A 21,835-nucleotide genomic window follows, 5' to 3' on the forward strand; every position below is an offset into this window, starting at 1 on the left:
TTTTATTCAAATAAAGTGCATGAATATTGATACTATTATGGATAAAGGCTGTCAACAGTGAATATTAAATTACCTGCATTTATTGAGATTTATCGTCAATTAATTGCGACTCCGTCGATTAGTGCGACTGATTCTCATTTGGACCAGAGCAATAAAGCCCTGGTGGAACTTCTCGGTGGGTGGCTGGAGACGTTAGGTTTTTCGGTCAACATTCAACCTGTGCCGGAAACGCGAGATAAATATAATTTGCTTGCATCTATTGGTGAAGGAAATGGTGGGCTGATGCTATGCGGCCATACCGATACCGTGCCCTTTGATGATGGACGTTGGAGTAAAAACCCGTTTGAGCTAACAGAGCATGACGGCAAGTTATATGGGCTCGGAACCGCAGATATGAAAGGCTTTTTTGCTTTTATTGTTGATGCGTTACGGGATATGGATTTAACTCAGCTCAAACGCCCTCTGCATATATTGGCCACTGCGGATGAAGAAACATCGATGGCTGGCGCACGTTATTTTGCAGCCAGTACAGCGCTAAGACCGGATTTTGCGATTATTGGTGAGCCGACGTCGTTACAACCGATTCGTGCGCACAAAGGACATTTATCAAATGCTATCCGCATTACTGGACAATCGGGGCATTCTAGTGACCCAGAACGTGGGGTCAATGCCATTGAATTAATGCATGAGTCTATTTCCCATTTGATGGACTTACGAAATACGTTAAAAGAACGATTTAACAACCCTGCATTTGTCATTCCCTACCCGACGATAAACTTTGGTCATATTCATGGCGGTGATGCAGCCAACCGAATTTGTGGTTGTTGTGAATTACACATGGACATTCGCCCACTCCCCGGCCTGACTTTGCAGGACTTAGATGAACTACTCAATGAAGCTCTTGAGCCTGTTAGTGCCCGTTGGCCAGGTCGCTTGGCGATCGAGCCCATGCATCCGCCGATCCCTGGCTATGAATGCCCAACGGACCACAAGATGGTGGCAGTAATTGAACAGTTGTTGGGGCAAAAAGCGGATACCGTGAATTACTGTACTGAAGCGCCGTTTATCCAAGAGCTCTGCCCGACGTTGGTTCTTGGCCCTGGTTCTATTGAGCAAGCACATCAGCCTGATGAATTTATCGATATGCGCTTTATTGAACCTACTCGCCAATTAATTAGCCAAATGGTTGAGCACTTCTGTTTCACTGAGTAAATCTGACTAGCCATCGATTTAAGCGCGACACTGAACAGGGTCGCGTTTTTTATCATGAATTATTTTCCTGTTGCCTTTGAAAAAACCTCAGCGTCATAATTTAATTTAAGTATTGACTATTGGTACCGATCTGGTAATTTCTATTTAGACGTCTAAACGTATAGACGCACAAATGGATATAATAACGTACAAAAAATAGTTAGTTTGCAAATTGCGAGGTTACAGGGTATGAGTTTTTTTCACGCAAATCAGCGCGAAGCGCTAAATCAAAACTTAGCTGAGTTAGATGGCCAAATTAATGTTTCATTTGAGTTTTTCCCACCTCGCAGTGAAGAGATGGAGCAGACACTATGGAAATCTATTGATAGGCTCAAAAACCTGAAACCTCAATTTGTCTCTGTGACTTATGGTGCAAATTCTGGCGAACGCGATAGAACGCACAGTATCATCAAAGATATTAAGGATAAAACCGGTTTAATTGCAGCCCCTCACCTAACGTGTATTGATGCAAGCCCTGAAGAACTGAAAGCCATTGCTCGTGACTATTGGAATAATGGTATTCGCCATATTGTTGCATTGCGTGGTGATTTACCTGACAACAGCCGTAAACCAGATATGTATGCTGTTGATCTAGTTGAGCTGTTAAAAGGTGAAGCGGATTTTGATATTTCTGTTGCGGCCTACCCTGAAGTTCACCCTGAAGCCAAAAGCGCTCAAGCCGATTTAATTAGTTTAAAAAAGAAGATTGATGCGGGAGCTAACCGTGCAATCACTCAGTTTTTCTTTGATGTTGAGAGCTATTTACGTTTTCGTGACCGCTGCGTCGCGACAGGTATTGATGTAGAAATCGTGCCGGGGATTTTACCCGTCTCTAACTTTCGTCAACTCGAGCGCTTTGCCAAACTGACTAACGTACGCATTCCTGCGTGGATGAGTAAAATGTACGAAGGGCTAGATGACGACCCTGAGAGCCGTAACCTTGTCGGCGCATCAATCGCCATGGATATGGTCAAAATTCTTAGCCGTGAAGGCGTGAAAGATTTTCATTTTTACACGCTGAACCGCTCTGAGCTCACCTATGCTATCTGCCATACTTTGGGAGTTAGGCCTTAATTTAGTCGGATGAGGCGAATATTTTGTCTCATCCCTTTGCTATTTTCTTCTATTCTTATACATATCTTCTATTTTCCCAGAAAAAAATATCAAATAGCTAGAACTAGTTATTTCTTGTTTAAAAAAGAACCAGTGTCTTTAAGGTAAATATATTAACGTGATATCTAAACTGATTAGATTTGCGAACTACTTTTCCACAATATAACTCATGCTATTATTTTCTTTATATTCAAATTCATTTTGCCACAATAATTATATTTAACGGTTAACGGTATAAATTAACTTTAAACATTATGAAAATCAGGGTTTAAATAAAAGTTACATAACTTAACATTATTGAAATATTAGTTTTTTATGAACATTAATTTATTTCCACTACATTTTTCGCCCATATAAAATCAAATAAAAACAACTAAAAAGCTAAATACATAGAAATAAAAACCATAAAAATGTAATAATTTAGTTAAATTGAGTGGTTTTTAGCATCATTTTATGAACACAATCAGCTCTTGGGAAAAATTATCTATAACCAAAATAACCATAACCCATCATTCACTCTACTGTTACTTTCTAATTATGACGGTTTTCATTAAATTATCTTTTTTATTTGAACACTTTTGAATTTTTCAAAAGACGGCGTATATTTAATATTGAGCTCAAGATTAATAGTATTTAATTACCACATGGTCATTGAGGAATTAAAACATGAGTAATAATGCATTAAATTCAAAACACAGTGGAATGGATGATGTCTACGCATCATTAGAATTATCCAAATCATTACCAAAAACCAAGTTTCCATTGAAAGAACAAGCACCACGTAATGTATTTAGTGCAGTACGCGATGAATTAATGCTAGATGGGAATTCACGCCAAAACTTAGCAACATTTTGCCAGACATGGGTGGATGATGAAATTCGTGATTTGATGGATTTGTCTATCGACAAAAACATGATAGATAAAGACGAATATCCACAAACAGCAGAAATTGAAAACCGCTGCGTACATATGTTAGCGGACTTATGGAATTCACCGGATGCAGAAAATACCCTTGGTTGCTCAACCATCGGGTCCTCAGAGGCTGCAATGCTTGGTGGGCTAGCGCTAAAATGGCAATGGCGCAAAAAACAAGCCGCTAAAGGAAAACCGACCGATAAACCTAATTTAATTTGTGGCCCAGTTCAAATCTGTTGGCACAAATTTGCTCGTTATTTCGATGTTGAACTCCGAGAGATCCCTCTTGAAGGTGACCGCCTCATCATGACACCGGAAGAGGTGCTCAAACGTGTCGATGAAAATACTATTGGTGTCGTACCGACCCTTGGAGTGACATTTACCTGCCAATATGAGCCCGTAAAAGCTGTACACGATGCGCTCGATAAACTGCAAAAAGAAACTGGACTGGATATTCCTATCCATGTGGATGGTGCTAGTGGCGGCTTCTTAGCTCCATTTTGTGCACCAGATTTAGAATGGGATTTCCGCTTACCACGTGTAAAATCCATTAATGCATCAGGCCATAAATTTGGTTTGGCGCCATTAGGCGCTGGCTGGGTTATTTGGCGTGAAGCCAAAGACCTTCCAGAAGAATTGATTTTTAATGTGAATTATTTAGGCGGTAATATGCCAACATTCGCACTGAATTTCTCTCGCCCTGGCGGTCAAATCATTGCTCAATATTATAATTTCTTGAGACTGGGTCGCGAAGGCTATGCAAAAATCCACAACGCTTGCTATGCAACTGCACAATACCTCAGCCGTGAAATTGAAAAATTAGGGCCATTTGAAATGATTTTTGATGGTGATAGCCAAACTGGTATCCCTGCATTAGCATGGAAACTGAAAGAAGGCACCGCCACCAGCAAATATTCCCTCTATGACATCGCAGACAAACTGCGTAGCCGTGGCTGGCAAGTTCCTGCTTACTCCATGCCAGCAAACCGTGAAGACCTTGTTATTCAACGTATTCTAGTGCGTCATGGGGTTAGTTTAGATTTAGCCGCATTACTCATTGATGACTTCAAACGCACCTTAGAGTATTTCGATAAGCACCCCGTCAATAAACCGCTAACAGAAGAAGAAGGCGGCGGCTTTAATCACAGTTAATTCTTTTATTCATGATTGTGTTGTTAACGAGCCAAAGAGCCTTAGGTTCTTTGGCTCCTACTGAGATCCGCCCTGAAAAGGCAGATTGTTTATCGATTTGAGGAGAACTCGTATGGCAACAACGACAGCTCCAGCCGCAAAGCAACTGACACTACTTGGCTTTTTTGCCATCACTGCATCAATGGTGATGGCCGTTTATGAATATCCAACATTTGCAACATCTGGCTTTAGCCTCGTATTTTTCCTGCTATTAGGAGGATTATTGTGGTTTATTCCTGTCGCATTGTGTGCCGCAGAAATGGCAACCGTAGAAGGTTGGGAGGAAGGTGGTGTATTTGCATGGGTTTCTAATACATTAGGCGAACGTTGGGGATTTGCCGCTATTTCATTTGGTTATTTACAAATTGCGATTGGCTTCATTCCTATGCTGTATTTCGTATTAGGGGCACTGTCTTATATTTTGAATTGGCCAGAACTAAATACAGACCCAATCACTAAAACGATAGGGGCACTTGTTATTCTCTGGGTATTGGCTTTCACCCAATTTGGCGGAACTAAATATACTGCCACGATTGCGAAAGTCGGTTTTTTCGCAGGCATCTTGCTTCCAGCGCTAATTTTGGTCTTTCTAGCGATCAGCTATTTAGCCAGCGGCTCTCCATTGGCCATTGAAATTAGTACTGAAACCTTTATTCCTGATTTCACCAAAATTGGCACACTCGTGGTATTTGTCGCCTTTATTTTGAGCTATATGGGTGTTGAAGCTTCAGCAACTCACGTTAATGAAATGAAAAACCCCGGTCGAGATTACCCCGCAGCGATGTTTTTACTCATGATAGCGGCAATTTGTTTAAGCTCAATTGGTGGGTTATCGGTAGCAGCGGTGATCCCAAACAGTGAAATTAATTTATCTGCTGGTGTGGTACAAACCTTTGAGGTTCTCGTTACCCACTTTAATTCCACTTTAGAGTGGGCAGTACGGATTATTGCCGCGTTGCTATTACTCGGCGTATTAGCGGAAATTGCCTCTTGGATTGTGGGACCTTCCCGTGGGATGTATGTCGCTGCACAAAAAGGAATTCTGCCGAAAAGCTTTGCCAAAGTGAATAAAAATGGCGTACCGGTAACACTGGTGATTTCGCAGTTGTTGATCACAACAGTCGCGATTATCGTCCTCACTAACACGGGTGGTGGCGGGAATATGTCCTTCCTGATAGCCCTGGCATTAACCGTTGTTATTTATCTGTGTAGCTACTTTATGCTGTTCCTCGGTTATATGCATTTAGTCTGCAAACAATCTGATAAAAAACGGGCATTCAACGTTCCGGGTGGTAAAAGCTTTAAATTGTTAATCGCGTTTGTTGGGTTAGTGATCTCAATTCTGGCATTTGTGGTGTCATTCTTCCCGCCAAGTTCATTGCCGGGCGGGGCAGATGATACGACTTACGTGACGCTGCTCGCGGTCAGTTTTGTGATTATCTTCCTGCTGCCTTTTGTGATTTATGCATTCCACAATAAAGCCGGAAAATCCACCAACGTCTCCATGGTGCATATCAAAACTCACAATGCTCCAACGAACCATTTCTTTATCCATCCTCGGGCGCGTTCGCCTTATCATCTGATCCATAATGATCAGAACAAAAAATAACGTTCGACAATAAACGAAAAGGCTGCCAATTGGCAGCCTTTTACTTATCACTAATTTATAAATAGCGTAATCAATTACTAGCCGGTATTACGCATTCCCGCCGCAACACCTGCAATGGTCACCATCAAAGCTTGCTCGACACGTGGGTCTGGCTGCTCTTGTTGACGGGAACGGTGTAAAAGCTCTGCTTGTAAGACATTTAATGGGTCAGTATAAACATTACGTAACGCGATGGATTCCGCTATCCAAGGTAAATCCGCCATTAGCGCTTCATCTTTTGAAACCGCCAGCACGCTTTTAATATCTTCAGATAACTGGTCACGCAGTTTTTGCCCTAATGGCCATAAGCGCTCTTCCACCAAGCGGTGGTCGTAATATTCCGCCAGCCATAAATCTGCTTTTGCATAAACCATTTCTAACATCGCAATACGCGTATTAAAGAATGGCCACTGCTGCCACATTTCATCAAGAATGGCTTGTTTGCCTTCTTTCTCAATGACATGTTTTAGCGCCGCTCCTGCCCCTAACCATGCGGGTAACATTAAGCGGTTTTGCGTCCATGCAAAAATCCATGGGATCGCACGCAAAGTTTCCACACCACCAGTTGGGCGGCGTTTTGCAGGCCGCGACCCAAGCGGTAATTTACCTAACTCTAGCTCCGGTGTTGCGGCACGGAAATAAGGCACAAAATCCGGTTGTTCACGTACATAATCACGGTACATCGCACAAGACACATCAGATAGCGAATCCATCACGGACTTCCACTCATCTTTTGGCTCTGGTGGCGGTAAAAGGTTCGCTTCTAAAATAGCACTGGCGTATAACGCAAGGCTGCTAATGGTAACTTGCGGCAAACCGAATTTAAAACGGATCATCTCGCCTTGCTCGGTTACCCGCAACCCACCTTTTAAACTACCCGGCGGTTGAGAAAGTAATGCAGAATGTGCAGGCGCACCACCGCGGCCAATTGTGCCGCCACGCCCATGGAATAATGTCAGTGTGACACCTTCTTTCTCACACAATTTAATCAGTGCATCTTGCGCGCGATACTGCGCCCATGAAGCTGCCATTACCCCTGCATCTTTAGCAGAATCCGAGTAACCAATCATCACCATTTGGCGATCATCGATAAGGTTGCGATACCACTCAATGCTTAACAGCTTGGTCATCACACTTTCTGCGTTATTTAAATCTTCCAGTGTTTCGAATAGTGGCGCGACGGGTAAGCGGACTGACGCCCCATTCTCTTTTAGCAGTAATTTAACCGCCAACACATCTGATGGGACTTTCGCCATTGAAATAACATAAGCCGCAACAGAATCATTTTTGGCTTTCGCAATCACTCGACAAGTTTCAAACACTTCCTGTGTTTCTGCACTCGGCTGCCAATCTTGCGGGATAAGTGGGCGTAAAGATTGTAGTTCTTCCAGCAAGAACTGTTGTTTTTCCTCTTCTGACCACTGCGAGTAATCACCCAACCCTAAATACTGAGTCAGCTCTGCAATGGCTTCAGTGTGACGAGTACTTTCTTGGCGCACATCAATACGTACCAGTTGCAAACCAAAGCTACGAATACGGCGCAGAGTATCCAACAACTGACCATTGGCAATAATTTTCATATTGCAGGCAATTAATGATTGGTAGCATGCGTATAGCGGGTCCCATAATTGGGCGTTATCCACCAATAAGTCTGCCGGTGGTAAAACTTGCTCGCCTTTTACACGGCGCTCTAAGTACTCTAGCGTCGAAAATAGTTGGCTACGTAAATTTTTCGCGATTTGGCGATAAGGCTCATCAACGTCATCCCCCCCAGCTAGCGCACGCAGCTCTGGGGTCGCTTCCGTCATCGAAAGCTCTGAAACCAATACTTGAATATCTTTGAGGAATAAGTCTGCCGCTTTCCAGCGACTCAGCAATAGAACTTGGCGAGTCACATCCGCAGTTACGTTCGGGTTACCATCACGGTCTCCACCCATCCATGAGGTAAAACGAATAGGATTGGCTTCAACCGGTAATACTGCCCCAATAGAGTCCTCAAGTTGTTCGTTAAATTCACGTAAGAAAGCAGGAACCCCTTCCCACAATGAATTTTCCACAACAGCAAAACCCCATTTAGCTTCATCAATGGGTGTTGGACGAATTTTACGAATTTCATCGGTATGCCATGATTGAGCCACCAATTGACGCAAGCGGCGCATGATATTATTGCGTTCATAATCCGCAATGTCATCATGGTCGAGTTGTGACAAACAGTTATTTACCTCAACTAATTTATGGATCAACGTACGGCGAGCAATTTCCGTTGGGTGAGCCGTTAAAACCAGCTCAATTGAAAGCTGTTCAACTGCTTTTTGGATATCACCATCAGTGAAGTTTTTGCCTTTTAATCGGCTAAACAGATTTTTCAATGCTACTGGGTTACTTGCCGCTTCGCCGTGAGGCGAAATACTGTGGTATTGCTCAGCGACGTTTGTCAGGTTTAAGAATTGGTTAAATGCCCTTGCAACGGGTAGCAATTCATCATTAGAAAGATTTTGTAATGTCATCAGCAGTTTTTGCCGCTGAACTTCATTACCTGCACGAGAAGATTTGGAAAGCTTACGAATGGACTCAACTTTGTCGAGTATGTCCTCACCTAAGGCTTCCTTGATAGTATCGCCGAGTAGCTTACCCAGCATACTGACATTACTGCGCATTGCGGAATATTGCTGATTCATGAGACTCCTGACCTTGTGCTTCTGGCAGAATGCATTCCCGCACGGTTCACGGTTAACAGACTGCTACCTGTTTCCTGTAACAAAATTTCAGTCGGCTGCGTTAGAGTTGTCGTTTTGTGATGCAGGCCGCTAAATTTACCCTTCAGTGTATATTCATATCAGAAAAAAATGACTTTGGGGGATTTTTCTGAAATTTAATTACAGCCTTATTTTTATTAATTTTTCTTATTTAAGTATTGTTTCAGCGCAATATATCGTCGATTCAGCACTTTTAAGACATGAATAATGTTTAAGAATTAAATCATCAGAATAAAAAACAGAAAATGAAGGGATAAATTAAAAATCTTCATGATGCATTAGTGCCCTCAATACCGAAGAGAACACCAATGCACTGAATAAATGATTATAAAAGTTGAGAGAGTCGGTTCAGATCCGATTGAATAGCACCCGCAGTCACATCGCGCCCCGCTCCAGGCCCACGGATCACTAATGGGTTATCTCGATACCAACGGCTTTCAATAGCAAACACATTGTCACCCGGTAATAATGAGGCCAGTGGATGTTCCGGCTTCACCGCTTCCACCCCCACTTTTGCTTTGCCTTTTACCGCATCAAACCGTGCGACATAACGTAGCACTAACCCAAGTTCTTGCGCTGCTTCTAAGCGCTGCTGCATTTGCTCGTTAATAACCGCACTGTTTTCAAAAAACGCGTCCAAAGAACCTGCCTGTGCTTGTTTTGGCACTAAAGACTCAACTCTCACATCATCCGGCTCGATGTCATAACCCGCTTCACGGGCTAAAATAATTAATTTCCGCATAACATCTTGCCCCGACAGGTCAATACGTGGGTCTGGTTCAGTTAACCCTTGCTGCCAAGCTTGCTCTACTAGCTCACTAAATGGGATGGAACCGTCAAACTGTAAAAATAGCCATGATAGCGTTCCAGAAAAAATACCACTGATAGTCAGGATAGAGTCACCGCTTTCTTTTAAATCACGTACTGTATAATTAATCGGTAACCCTGCCCCTACCGTCGCGTTATATAACCAGTGACGACCTGTTTTTGCGAACGCATCGCGAATTTGACGATATTGTGCCGTTTGCGCCGCCCCCGCAATTTTATTTGCACTAATCACATGAAAACCATAACTGGCAAAATCTACATAGTCATCTGCCAACGTTTCACTGGCTGTGACGTCTAATACCACTAAATCATCATAAGGGTGGGAACGCATCCATAAAAATAGGCTATCGTCCTCATGCTCTACGGCTTCATCATCAAAGAAAGCTAGTGCACGACTTGGGTCAATCCCTTGGTAATTCAGTAAGCTACGGCGGCTGTCTACTACGCCAGCTAGGACGAAATCAAAGTCACTACGTGCAGAAATTTTGTGTTGCTCCGCGGCAAAAAGTTCTAACCAACGCGCGCCAATATTCCCTTTACCAAATAACACTAAACCGATGCGTTTTTCTGCGCGGAATAAGCTTTGGTGCATCCCTTTAATTAGATGTTCCGTTTGGTTAGAACGCAAAACAGCAACTAAACTGATATCGTCCTCTGAATGCCAAATAAATTCAACAGGTTGCCCTTTTAATTCCTCATAAAAACGGTGGCTATGTAACGGTTTTTTACACACCCCCGCACCGACTAATGCAACCAGAGAAAAACCTTCACGTAATGATAATGACCCCGGTAAACCGGCTTCTTCAAGGGTATTTAAGGCACTTTCGACAATCTCGGAGGTATAGCACAATTGCAGTAACGAACGGTCATGATGAATACCGCGAGCCAAAGGGCGCAATTGAGCACGTTTAAGTAATAAATCCACATCTTTGCAGATTTGTTTAAAATCACGCCCCGCGGCGATACGCAATTCAATCAGACACACATCATCATGACTAGTCACGATTTTCGCACCAGCCCCTGATGCAAGCACCCGTTCAATTTTTGTTGAACCCTGTTCGGGTTGATAGCTACACCTTAATTGCAAATCAATGTTGCTCACAGAAACAGGCTGTAAAGTCCGTGTATGTAAAACGGGAGCCGCTAAACGCGCTAATTCACTAGCTTCATCAAGACGTAACAAAGGCAGCAAACACGCATCTTTCACTTTGCGAGGATCCGCGCTATATACCCCAGCGACATCACTCCAAATCGTCACTTTAGCAGCATCCGCCAACGCACCAACTTGTGTTGCAGAATAATCACTGCCATTGCGCCCGAGTAATACAGTTTCACCTTGCTGATTCCGTGAAATAAACCCTGTTACCACAATACGACGGTTAGGTAATTGCGTTAGCTGTTGCTGTAACAAATACCGTGACTGTATTTCATCAACTTGTGGCTGTGCCGCACGTTCCGCACGTAGAAATAAACGTGCATCGAGCCATGCACTTGCCATATCGGCTTGGGCAAGCACTTCTGCCATCAAGCGAGCAGACCAAATTTCACCGTGCCCGACCACTTCTGCATAAATCGCATCATTTATGGGTTGATCCAGCAATGCACTTAAACGCTCTAAATCGTGAATAAATAACTGGCTTAGCTCTGCAGCCTTTTGTTCAGGTAAAAGAGATTCAATTAAATCAAGTTGATAGCGGCGTAATGATTGCTGAGCTTGATGAGCCGAAATACGATCACTTTGGCTTAACTTTAACCAGTTAATCAACTGATTTGTTGTACTACCCGCGGCAGAAACCACCATTAAATCACCGGGTTGGCTATAGTTGGCCATAATTGTTGCAACGCGTTGATAGCACTTCGCATCGGCTAAACTACTGCCCCCAAACTTATGTAACTGGCGGTGGCAAGGAGCCACCTCAACCGCTGTTAGTACACTCATCAAAAAACTCCGCTAACGTTGTGCCGCAACCTGAAATGCGTGATCTAAGTCTGTGATTAAGTCCTGAGGATCTTCAATCCCCACTGAAATTCTTAGCAAGCTATCTGTGATCCCCGCTTGCGCACGGGCTTCTGCTGACATACCTGCATGTGTCATTGTAGCCGTATGGGAAATCAATGTTTCCACACCACCTAATGACTCCGCTAGTGTAAACAGGCTGAGTGAACGAAGAAAATGGCGAAGTTGTGGCTCATCACCTGCAAATTCAAAACTCAGCATCGCGCCAAAGCCTTTTTGCTGTTTCACTGCTATTTCGTGCCCGGGGTGATCTTCTAATGCAGGATAATACAATTTTTTTACTAAAGGCTGTGATTTAAGATATTTTACGATCTCTTGTGCATTTTGCTGTTGCTGTAATACACGTGGAGATAATGTCCGAATACCTCTCAATAGTAGGTAGCTATCAAAAGCGCCCCCAGTAACACCAATATTATTCGCCCACCAAGCAAGCTCTGTTACCCACTTTTCTTCTTTCGCAACCACCACTCCTGCAACAATATCAGAATGGCCATTCAAGTATTTAGTGCATGAATGCACCACAAAATCTGCACCTAGCGAAAGAGGCTGCTGCAAAATTGGGCTTAAAAAAGTATTATCTACAACGACTAATGCACCTACATCATGAGCCAACTGTGCAATATGCTGTATATCAAAAATTCTTAATAGTGGGTTGCTGGGTGTTTCGATTAACACTAATTTGGGCTTTTTCGCTAATGCAGCCTGCAATGCAGATTCATCACTTTGGTCGACAAATTGCACCTGATAAGCCCCACGCTGGCTTTGGCTATTAAATAACCGATAGCTTCCGCCGTAACAGTCATGTGGCGCAACGAGTAAATCCCCCGGTTGCAAAAAAACTGTACATAACAGGTGAAGCGCAGACATCCCACTGTTAGTCATTACCGAACCACTACCACCCTCAAGTTGTGCCAATGTTTTTTGCACAATATCACGCCCCGGGTTTCCACGACGTGAATAATCATGAGCTCTCGGTTCATTAAAGTCAGTAAAATTATAGGTACTGGATAAATAAATGGGAGGCACGACGCAACCAAATTGTTGGTCTTCATTTAATCCATTATGAATTGCGATGGTTGACGGCTTGTAAGTCATAAACGCTTCTCCTGAACAGTGATAGGCTAAATCATACCCATCGGATGTTTAGACGTCAACATATCTAGACGTCTAAACCTCTTTACGTTTATATCTAGTAATGGAATAATCAGCCCTAATAATTATGTGTAAATTGATAGTCAATCGCATAAGTGAACTTAACTCGTTAATTTTATATAATATCTTGTGATAAAATAAGTTAAGTCACGTCTAACATATATGCAGACGTTCTCGATTTAGGGCTTAGATTAAGTTTCTATTAAAAAGAATATGCATATTATTTTTTATTATTATTGAAAATATCCAAGGTAACCCATGGCTGAATGGAATGGTGAGTATGTCAGTCCGTATGCTGAACATGGCAAAAAGAGTGAGCAAGTAAAAAAAATTACAGTATCTATCCCTTTGAAGGTACTAAAAATTTTAACTGACGAACGTACTCGTCGTCAGATTAATAACTTGCGACACGCGACAAATAGTGAGCTCCTGTGTGAAGCTTTTTTACATGCATTCACAGGCCAACCACTGCCAAATGATGAAGATTTACGTAAAGAACGTAATGACGAGATCCCTGAAGCCGCAAAAGAAATTATGCGCGAATTAGGTATCGACCCTGAAACGTGGGAATACTAGCCCCAATTAGTCACCATTACGTATCTCAAAACTTTAACTACGTCGCACGCCTTGCGACGTAGTGCCTTTCCTTATGTTTTATTCAAGATAGCTATAACGATGATGGCGACGCGCTCAAGTCTAAAGTGAAAGTACGAATAATGATATTATGTTCGCCGTGCTTTACCGCTTCTAATTTCTTCATTTAGACATAAAAACACTTATTTTAGGCATTAAAAAAGGGAAACTCAGTTTCCCTTTTTTTCGCATTTCACAAGTTCGATTATTTTTTAGAACCTGGGATGCTGAAACGTTGGTTGAAGCGATCAACACGACCACCAGTCGCAACATCACGCTGTTTACCAGTATAGAACGGGTGGCAGTTACCACAAACGTCCAGGTTCAGCGAGTGACCAGCAGTTGAATTAATTTTCATTACATTACCGCAAGAACAAGTTGCAGTAACTTCTTCGTATTTAGGGTGAATACCTTTTTTCATGGGAGAACCTCTATTAAGGCCGTGTCGCCATTCCAGCCCTAACGCCGGACACCACACGTCGTGTTGATTGAATTTAATATATTGGTAAAAATAGATACCAAAGGCGGCGGATCATACAGAAATTCTGTTTATCACGCAATGAAAACCGAGTAAATTTTGTGGTACTCTAGTCAACAATCGCTCGCATTATCGCATAAAAAATAGACGGAAACCCAGATATGATCGTCGTTCAGGTGGCTTTACCTGTCCCTTTAAACCGCACATTTGATTATCGCCTTCCTGATAACATGCCACTACCAGTGATTGGCAGCCGTGTTATGGTGCCATTTGGCAAGCGCCAAGCCTTGGGTATTGTGGTAAAGCACAGCGATAAAAGCGAATTTGCTGAAGATAAATTAAAAGCCATCGAACTGGTTCTCGACCACCAAACGCTCTTCCCTGACGATATTTGGCAGCTCTTATTGTGGTCTTCACAATACTATCATTACCCAATAGGTGAAGTGCTCTTCCACGCATTACCCACACTATTGCGCCAAGGTAAACCTGCGGAATTTACCCCTATTTGGCAATGGCAAGTGACGGATGAAGGCTTAGCCGTTGACCTTAATGAGCTAAAACGTTCCCCAAAGCAGCAACAAGCTCTTGCACTTTTGCGTCGTAGACCCGTTTATCGCCATCAAGTAAGTGAGCTTGAAATCAGTGAAAGTGCTCTGCAAGCACTGAAAAAGAAAGCTTATATTGAGTTACATCCCGTTCAACCGACTAGCGAAAAGTGGCAACCAAGCTTTACAGTTTGTGGGGAAAGGTTGCGGCTTAATAGTGAGCAAGCGACCGCTGTCGGTGCTATACGTGCTGAAGATGACCAATTTTCGCCATGGCTACTCGCTGGGATCACAGGGTCCGGTAAGACGGAAGTGTACCTGAGTGTATTGGAAAATGTCCTTGCCCAAGGTAAACAAGCTTTAGTTTTGGTGCCTGAAATTGGCTTAACCCCACAAACGATTAGCCGTTTTCGCGAGCGCTTCAATGCGCCTGTTGATGTGTTGCACTCAGGCTTGAACGATAGCGAACGCTTAGCGGTTTGGTTACGCACTAAGCAAGGACAAAACGCCATTATTATTGGCACTCGCTCAGCGCTGTTCACCCCTTTCGCCCGCCTTGGCATTATTATTATTGATGAAGAGCATGACAGCTCATATAAACAGCAAGATGGCTGGCGTTATCATGCACGTGACTTAGCTGTTTTTCGCGCTAAAAAGAACAATATTCCCATTGTGATGGGTACTGCGACGCCATCACTAGAAACCTTATTCAATGTACAGCAACATAAGTATCGGCAATTAAATCTCACTATTCGTGCAGGTAATGCACGCCCTGCGGCTCAGCACCTTATTGATTTAAAAGGCCAGCCGTTAAAATTTGGCCTTTCTCACTTATTAATTCAACACATTAAAGAACACCTTGCACAAAACAACCAAGTCATTCTATTTTTAAATCGTCGTGGTTATTCCCCTGCATTAATTTGCCATGAATGTGGCTGGATTGCAGAGTGCCAGCGCTGTGACCACTATTACACCTTGCACCAAAATTTTCATCAATTACGCTGCCACCATTGTGATAGCCAGCGCCCGGTTCCTCGTCAGTGCCCACAATGTGGTTCAACTCATTTAGTGCCTGTAGGAATGGGAACGGAGCAACTTGAGGAAGGGATTTGTGAACTGTTCCCTGATACCCCCGTTACCCGTATTGACCGTGATACCACGAGCCGTAAAGGGGAACTGGAACAGCATTTAAACCAAGTACATGAAGGGGGGGCTAGAATTCTTATTGGCACACAGATGTTAGCCAAGGGCCACCACTTCCCTGATGTCACCTTAGTCGCCTTGTTAGATGTCGACGGGGCTTTATTCTCGAGTGATTTTCGTGCAGCCGAACGGTTTGCTCAATTATACGTGCAAGTTTCTGGTCGAGCAGGACGAGCTGGTAAACAAGGTGAAGTGTTCTTGCAAACCCACCACCCCGAACACCCATTGTTGCTCACGCTTCTTGAAAAGGGTTATCACGCATTTACCCAAGAAGCGATGGAAGAACGGCAAATCGCAATGTTACCACCTTACACCAGTCATATATTGATCCGTTCAGAAGACCACAATAACCAAGATTCGCGCCAATTTTTGCAAAATGTACGGCAATATATTAGTGAACATCCACAAAGTGATGCCAAAATGTGGATTTTAGGCCCCTCGCCGTCGATTCAAGCCAAACGTGGCGGGCGATTCCGCTGGCAATTGCTATTGCAACACCCTTCGCGGCTTTATTTACAACAATTTATGGCGAAACTGTTGCCAGAAATTATTCAACAGCCAGAAAGTCGCAAAGTAAAATGGAACATCGATGTGGACCCGACCGATTGTTAACTCATTATCAATGCTAAAGGATTCATTTTACCTAACCATTTAACTTTATAGGCCATACCAGTATTGTCTTTGCAGCATGTTGATAAATTTGAATTATTTGCCATATAATTCTAAACGACCAAATTGAGTATTTTTCATACACATTGAGTTTCATTTATCTTTTTGCCCTTAGAATTATTTTCAAAATTTGCGAAGTAGCTCTAAAAAATGACGCAAGTCACATTTTTTATGCAAACTAGGTAACAGATATTCTTGAGAAACCAATTAGAATAACCACTAATAATGACGTACTTGCGCCATTCAAAAAAAGCAAACGATTAAATCAATCTAAGGAAGGCGTTGTGGAAAGTAAAAAACACAATAACACGGCAACGATGAAAGATGTTGCTAGTGCCGCGGGCGTTTCGACAGCGACGGTGTCTAGAACACTTATGAACCCGGAAAAAGTTTCTTTGCAAACACGCCAAAAAGTCGAACAAGCGGTGATGGATGTTGGCTATTATCCTCATAACCTTGCTAGAAGCTATAAGCGCAATGAATCAAAGACTATTCTTGTACTCGTTCCTAATATTCGCGACCCTTTCTTTAGTGATGTCGTGTGCGGCATTGAAGAAATTGCCGCTCAAGAAGGCTATTTTGTTTTGATTGGGGACTGTAAACACCAAGAAAAACAAGAAAATGCTTTTATTAATCTCATTATTACCAAACAAATTGATGGCATGGTCTTACTGGGTTCCAATATTCCATTCGATATCTCAACCGAAGAGCAAAAAAACCTCCCTCCAATTGTGATGGCCAATGAGTTCGCACCTGAGCTAAAACTGCCTACCGTGCATATCGATAACCTCACCGCCGCATTTAACGCAACACATTACCTACAAAAACAAGGCCATAAACTGATCGCTTGTATTGCAGGCCCTGACCATATGCCTTTAAGCCAATATCGTTTAGAAGGTTATAAAAAAGCCATGTTACGCACAGGTGAAAAACTGCGTGAAAATTATATTATTCGTGGTGATTTTACCCATGAGGGTGGCGCTGAAGCAGTGAAAACATTGATGTCACTTCCTGAACCACCGACAGCTATCTTTTGCCATAGTGATATCATGGCAATTGGTGCAATGTGGCAAGCGAAAAAAATGGGCTTAAAGCTCCCTGATGACCTTTCTTTTGTTGGTTTCGATAACTTAGAGCAAGCAAAATACACCTTGCCAGCCCTAACGACTATCAACCAACCTCGTGCTGAAATTGGCCATCATGCGATGCAATTACTGCTCGAGCAGATTCATGGGCACAATGTTAATCCAGGCTCACGTCTCCTAGATTCTGATTTAATCATTAGAGAGAGCACAAAAGCGCCTAAAAGCTAGTCAAAGTTGCTCAGGTTAAGTAACATGTTAACCCAAATGATGACTAACAATTGATAACTAGTGAATTAATAGCGTGGCACAAAAAGATTATGTAGCTCGAGGGCGCTCATCCGCCCGTAAAAAAAGCAAAGGTAAATCAAAGAAAGCACAAGGACTACCAATGACAACATTGGTTGTTGCTGTCACGATTGTCGTGCTATTTGTTGGCGGCCTGTTTTATATCACTCAAAATAAAAAGGACACACCACAACCTCAGGTAGCTACTCCCACAACACCGGGTAGTACGCTTCCACCAAAGCCTGAAGAACGTTGGCGTTATATTAAGGAACTCGAACGTCGTGGTGTGGATATGCCAAATATTCAACAGCCGAGCACGGGGAATAATATTGTGCGCCCATCAGATTTAACACCTGAACAGCGCCAGCTATTAGAGCAAATTGATTCTGACAGACGCCAGCCTGTCACTAACTTGCAAGAAATACCTGCAAACGGTAAACCAGTACCGCGTTCACAAGTGCTCATCAATGAGCCTGCTCAACCTATCGAGCCAGTACAACGTAAACCGGCGGCCAATATCCCTCCAAAACTTGAGGCTCAACCAACCGCGCCTGCAACTCAACCACAAACGGCACCAAGCACTAAACCGACAAACAGCTTGCAAAATATGGTTGTTCAATGTGGTTCATTCCGTACAGCAGAACAAGCCGAGTCTGTACAAGCTACTTTGGCATTCTCAGGTATTGAAAGCCGTGTAAGCGCAGGTGGAGGTTGGCACCGTATCGTTTTAGGACCTTATTCCAAGTCCACTGCCGAAAAAATGCGTGACCGTGCAGCAGGTGCAGGTGTTTCCGGTTGTATTCTTCGTGCTTCTGGGGGTTGAAAAATTCCTCCTTCCCCCCCATGTACTGTTTTAATGTACTCATGAGCGGTACTTTGTGTCTTCAACCTAGTTCAAGTGATAGTTAATTAGACAACTATCACTTGAATTTAATCTTTTGAAAATCACATTCAACCGCATTCTTTTTTGTAATAAAACCAGGGGCTAACTCATGACAACAATCGTAAGTGTTCGCCGTAATGGCCAGGTCGTAATTGGTGGTGATGGACAGGCGACGATGGGTAATACCGTCATGAAAGGCAATGTCCGCAAAGTTCGCCGTTTATACAACGACAAAGTCATTGCCGGATTTGCCGGTGGCACCGCAGACGCATTCACATTATTTGAACTGTTTGAGCGCAAACTCGAACTGCATCAAGGCCATTTAACGAAAGCGGCCGTTGAACTTGCTAAAGATTGGCGTACCGACCGCATGCTTCGTAAATTAGAAGCCTTGTTAGCTGTCGCTGATGAACACACTTCACTGATCATTACGGGTAATGGTGATGTGGTTCAACCGGAAAACGACTTAATTGCGATTGGCTCCGGTGGCCCATATGCACAATCAGCCGCACGTGCTTTGTTAGAAAATACAGACTTAAGTGCTAAAGAAATCGCTGAAAAAGCGCTCGCTATTGCAGGTGATATCTGTATTTACACCAACCATAATGTCAACTTTGAAGAAATTTCTTCAAAATCATAAGGATTGCTAGTATGTCCGAAATGACTCCACGCGAGATTGTCAGCGAACTCGACAATCATATTATTGGCCAAAATAAAGCCAAACGTTCTGTTGCGATTGCTCTGCGTAACCGCTGGCGCCGTATGCAGTTAAACGAAGTATTACGTCACGAAGTCACACCAAAAAATATTTTGATGATTGGGCCAACAGGGGTAGGTAAAACTGAAATTGCCCGCCGCCTTGCGAAATTAGCCAATGCGCCATTTATCAAAGTTGAAGCGACCAAATTTACTGAAGTCGGCTATGTTGGTAAAGAAGTTGACTCGATTATTCGCGATTTAACTGACTCTGCCGTTAAAATGGTGCGTTTACAGTCTATCGAAAAAAATCGCTATCGCGCCGAAGAAATGGCTGAAGAACGTATTTTAGACGTTCTTATCCCACCAGCAAAAAATAACTGGGGGCAATCTGAACCAACGGATGAGCATTCTCCAGCCCGCCAAGCATTCCGTAAGAAATTACGTGAAGGCCAATTAGACGATAAAGAAATTGAAATCGAAGTCGCTGCATCCCCTATGGGTGTTGAAATTATGGCACCTCCAGGCATGGAAGAGATGACTAACCAGTTACAATCCATGTTCCAAAACCTAGCAGGCCAAAAACAGAAACCTCGTAAGATGAAAATCAAAGAGGCATTCAAACTGCTAGTTGAAGAAGAAGCGGCTAAATTAGTCAACCCTGAAGAGCTAAAAGAACAAGCGATTGAAGCGGTTGAACAGAATGGTATCGTCTTCATCGATGAGTTCGACAAAATTTGTAAACGCGGTGGCCAAAGTTCGGGGCCAGATGTATCCCGTGAAGGGGTTCAACGTGATTTACTGCCATTAATCGAAGGCTGTACCATTTCCACTAAGCACGGCATGGTCAAAACTGACCATATCCTGTTTATTGCTTCAGGTGCGTTCCAAGTTTCGAGCCCATCAGACTTAATCCCTGAACTCCAAGGCCGCTTGCCAATTCGCGTTGAGCTACAAGCTCTGACAACTGAAGATTTTGTGCGTATTTTGACTGAGCCAAATGCCTCATTAACTGAACAGTATAAAGCGCTGATGGCAACAGAAGGCGTGAATATTGAATTCACGACTGACGGTATTCGTAAAATTGCAGAATCAGCATGGCAAGTGAATGAGTCAACCGAAAATATTGGTGCTCGTCGCTTACACACAGTGCTTGAACGCTTAATGGAAGATATTTCTTTCGATGCCAGTGACCGTAACGGGCAAACTATCCAAATCGATGCAGACTATGTCAGACAGCACTTAGATGAGCTGGTGGCAGATGAAGACTTGAGTAGATTTATTTTATAATCTTATTAATTATCTGGTTTTCATGTATCCTTAATATACATCGACTAAAGTGCAGCTTTTATCGCTGCACTTTTTTCTATGAAATATTCTGCCCATTGCATTGAAAATACTCAAGTATCTCTCTATATGATGGGTTATTAAATTATTAAGATCACATCTCTAAAGAGTTTGAATTATAGGTAACTGCATGCAGTCGACATCCTCAACAATAAGTCGTAAACAAGCTTGGATTGAAAGTCTCCGCCCTAAAACCCTACCATTAGGGGTGATTGCGATTGTGACAGGCTCTGCACTCGCTTATTTAACTAATAATTTTAAATGGCCTGTCGCTTTATTAGCACTTATCACAGCGGGTTTATTACAGATTTTATCTAACCTTGCGAATGACTATGGTGATGCGGTCAAAGGCTCTGATACGGCTGAACGTATTGGTCCATTACGTGGCATGCAAAAAGGCGTTATCACGCAAGCGGATATGAAAAAGGCACTGAAGCTAAATATTACAGCGGCCTGTCTTTCCGGCTTACTGTTAATTATTGTCGCATGCGAAAAACCCGAGGATGCCATTGGTTTTGTCGCATTAGGGCTTATTGCTATCGTCGCTGCAATTACCTATACCGTGGGCAAAAAACCGTATGGCTACCTAGGGTTAGGGGATATTTCTGTTTTAATCTTCTTTGGCTGGCTAAGTGTTATTGGGACTTATTATTTACAAGCAAATAGTTTTAATATCATCACTGTCCTACCCGCAACGGCTTGTGGGTTGCTCTCTGTCGCAGTATTGAATATCAATAATATGCGTGATATCGAAAATGATATTAAAGCAGGTAAAAATACCTTAGCGGTGCGCTTAGGTCCCCAAGGGGCTCGAATTTATCACACCATTATTATTGTTGCGGCTATTTTATGTTTGGCCTTTTTTAATCTAATTTATTTACACGGCTGGAGCGGTTGGCTATTTTTACTCGCCGTACCAATGCTAATGAACCATTTACGCCGTGTTCTCAGCGACCCAACCCCCGAAGGTATGCGCCCTCTATTGGAAAATATGGTGAAAGCCGCACTCGTGACCAACGTTTTATTTTCCATCGGCGTCGTAATGAGCAAATAATATTCACTATTTGTCGTTTTTTTGACTTTTTCCGCCTATTTTTAGGCGGGTAACTTTGCCAAGTACAGTTCAAAAGGGATATACTG

General features: G+C 42.9%; 15 protein-coding genes. 11 read left to right on the plus strand and 4 right to left on the minus strand.

Going from position 1 to position 21,835, the window contains the following annotated elements; genetic code table 11:
• Nucleotides 1–57: 57 nt before the first annotated feature.
• From argE to gadC, 4 genes are all read left to right on the plus strand, one after another.
• Complete coding sequence (gene argE, locus PR834_RS11800; RefSeq protein ID WP_272536674.1) at nt 58–1,212, plus strand: acetylornithine deacetylase; 1,155 nt, start codon at nt 58–60, stop codon at nt 1,210–1,212.
• A 228-nt stretch (nt 1,213–1,440) separates the two neighbouring features.
• Complete coding sequence (gene metF, locus PR834_RS11805; protein ID WP_110592826.1) at nt 1,441–2,325, plus strand: methylenetetrahydrofolate reductase; 885 nt, start codon at nt 1,441–1,443, stop codon at nt 2,323–2,325.
• 705 nt (nt 2,326–3,030) lie between these two features.
• Nucleotides 3,031–4,431 carry a glutamate decarboxylase gene (locus tag PR834_RS11810; protein ID WP_004265325.1) on the plus strand — a complete coding sequence of 467 codons (1,401 nt, stop codon included), beginning with the start codon at nt 3,031–3,033 and terminating at the stop codon, nt 4,429–4,431.
• A gap of 112 nt (nt 4,432–4,543) precedes the next feature.
• Nucleotides 4,544–6,079, plus strand: coding sequence for a glutamate:gamma-aminobutyrate antiporter (gadC, locus tag PR834_RS11815; protein ID WP_164456194.1), 1,536 nt, complete (start codon nt 4,544–4,546; stop codon nt 6,077–6,079).
• A 77-nt stretch (nt 6,080–6,156) separates the two neighbouring features.
• Here gadC and ppc read toward each other — a convergent pair whose 3' ends face one another.
• The 3 genes from ppc to metB form a co-directional block, all read right to left on the minus strand.
• Nucleotides 6,157–8,796, minus strand: coding sequence for a phosphoenolpyruvate carboxylase (gene ppc, locus PR834_RS11820; RefSeq protein WP_094961902.1), 2,640 nt, complete (start codon nt 8,794–8,796; stop codon nt 6,157–6,159).
• A 403-nt stretch (nt 8,797–9,199) separates the two neighbouring features.
• Nucleotides 9,200–11,641: a bifunctional aspartate kinase/homoserine dehydrogenase II gene (locus tag PR834_RS11825; protein WP_112308371.1), complete on the minus strand. Its 2,442-nt coding sequence runs from the start codon at nt 11,639–11,641 to the stop codon at nt 9,200–9,202.
• Between the two features lie 12 nt (nt 11,642–11,653).
• Nucleotides 11,654–12,814, minus strand: coding sequence for a cystathionine gamma-synthase (gene metB / locus PR834_RS11830; RefSeq protein WP_004265317.1), 1,161 nt, complete (start codon nt 12,812–12,814; stop codon nt 11,654–11,656).
• 315 nt (nt 12,815–13,129) lie between these two features.
• Between metB and metJ the strand changes: the two genes are divergently transcribed.
• Nucleotides 13,130–13,447, plus strand: coding sequence for a met regulon transcriptional regulator MetJ (gene metJ, locus PR834_RS11835; protein ID WP_004265315.1), 318 nt, complete (start codon nt 13,130–13,132; stop codon nt 13,445–13,447).
• A gap of 262 nt (nt 13,448–13,709) precedes the next feature.
• On the opposite strand, the gene rpmE is transcribed toward metJ, so the two are convergent.
• Complete coding sequence (rpmE, locus tag PR834_RS11840; protein ID WP_004265313.1) at nt 13,710–13,925, minus strand: 50S ribosomal protein L31; 216 nt, start codon at nt 13,923–13,925, stop codon at nt 13,710–13,712.
• Nucleotides 13,926–14,143: 218 nt separating this feature from the next.
• Between rpmE and priA the strand changes: the two genes are divergently transcribed.
• The 6 genes from priA (at nt 14,144) to PR834_RS11870 (ending at nt 21,749) form a co-directional block, all read left to right on the plus strand.
• Nucleotides 14,144–16,342 (plus strand): primosomal protein N', encoded by a 2,199-nt coding sequence (gene priA / locus PR834_RS11845; protein WP_272536675.1) that lies wholly within the window; start codon nt 14,144–14,146, stop codon nt 16,340–16,342.
• Nucleotides 16,343–16,683: 341 nt separating this feature from the next.
• Nucleotides 16,684–17,712 carry a DNA-binding transcriptional regulator CytR gene (gene cytR, locus PR834_RS11850; protein WP_004265308.1) on the plus strand — a complete coding sequence of 343 codons (1,029 nt, stop codon included), beginning with the start codon at nt 16,684–16,686 and terminating at the stop codon, nt 17,710–17,712.
• 73 nt (nt 17,713–17,785) lie between these two features.
• Nucleotides 17,786–18,592: a cell division protein FtsN gene (gene ftsN / locus PR834_RS11855; protein WP_094961900.1), complete on the plus strand. Its 807-nt coding sequence runs from the start codon at nt 17,786–17,788 to the stop codon at nt 18,590–18,592.
• A gap of 169 nt (nt 18,593–18,761) precedes the next feature.
• Nucleotides 18,762–19,292 carry an ATP-dependent protease subunit HslV gene (gene hslV / locus PR834_RS11860; protein ID WP_004265304.1) on the plus strand — a complete coding sequence of 177 codons (531 nt, stop codon included), beginning with the start codon at nt 18,762–18,764 and terminating at the stop codon, nt 19,290–19,292.
• 11 nt (nt 19,293–19,303) lie between these two features.
• Nucleotides 19,304–20,638, plus strand: a complete 1,335-nt coding sequence (hslU, locus tag PR834_RS11865; RefSeq protein ID WP_004265302.1) for an HslU--HslV peptidase ATPase subunit — start codon at nt 19,304–19,306, stop codon at nt 20,636–20,638.
• A gap of 187 nt (nt 20,639–20,825) precedes the next feature.
• Complete coding sequence (locus PR834_RS11870) at nt 20,826–21,749, plus strand: 1,4-dihydroxy-2-naphthoate polyprenyltransferase (protein WP_004265301.1); 924 nt, start codon at nt 20,826–20,828, stop codon at nt 21,747–21,749.
• The last annotated feature ends 86 nt before the right edge of the window (nt 21,750–21,835 follow it).

Source organism: Providencia sp. PROV182 (genome assembly GCF_028480325.1).
Taxonomy (GTDB): Bacteria; Pseudomonadota; Gammaproteobacteria; order Enterobacterales; family Enterobacteriaceae; genus Providencia; species Providencia hangzhouensis.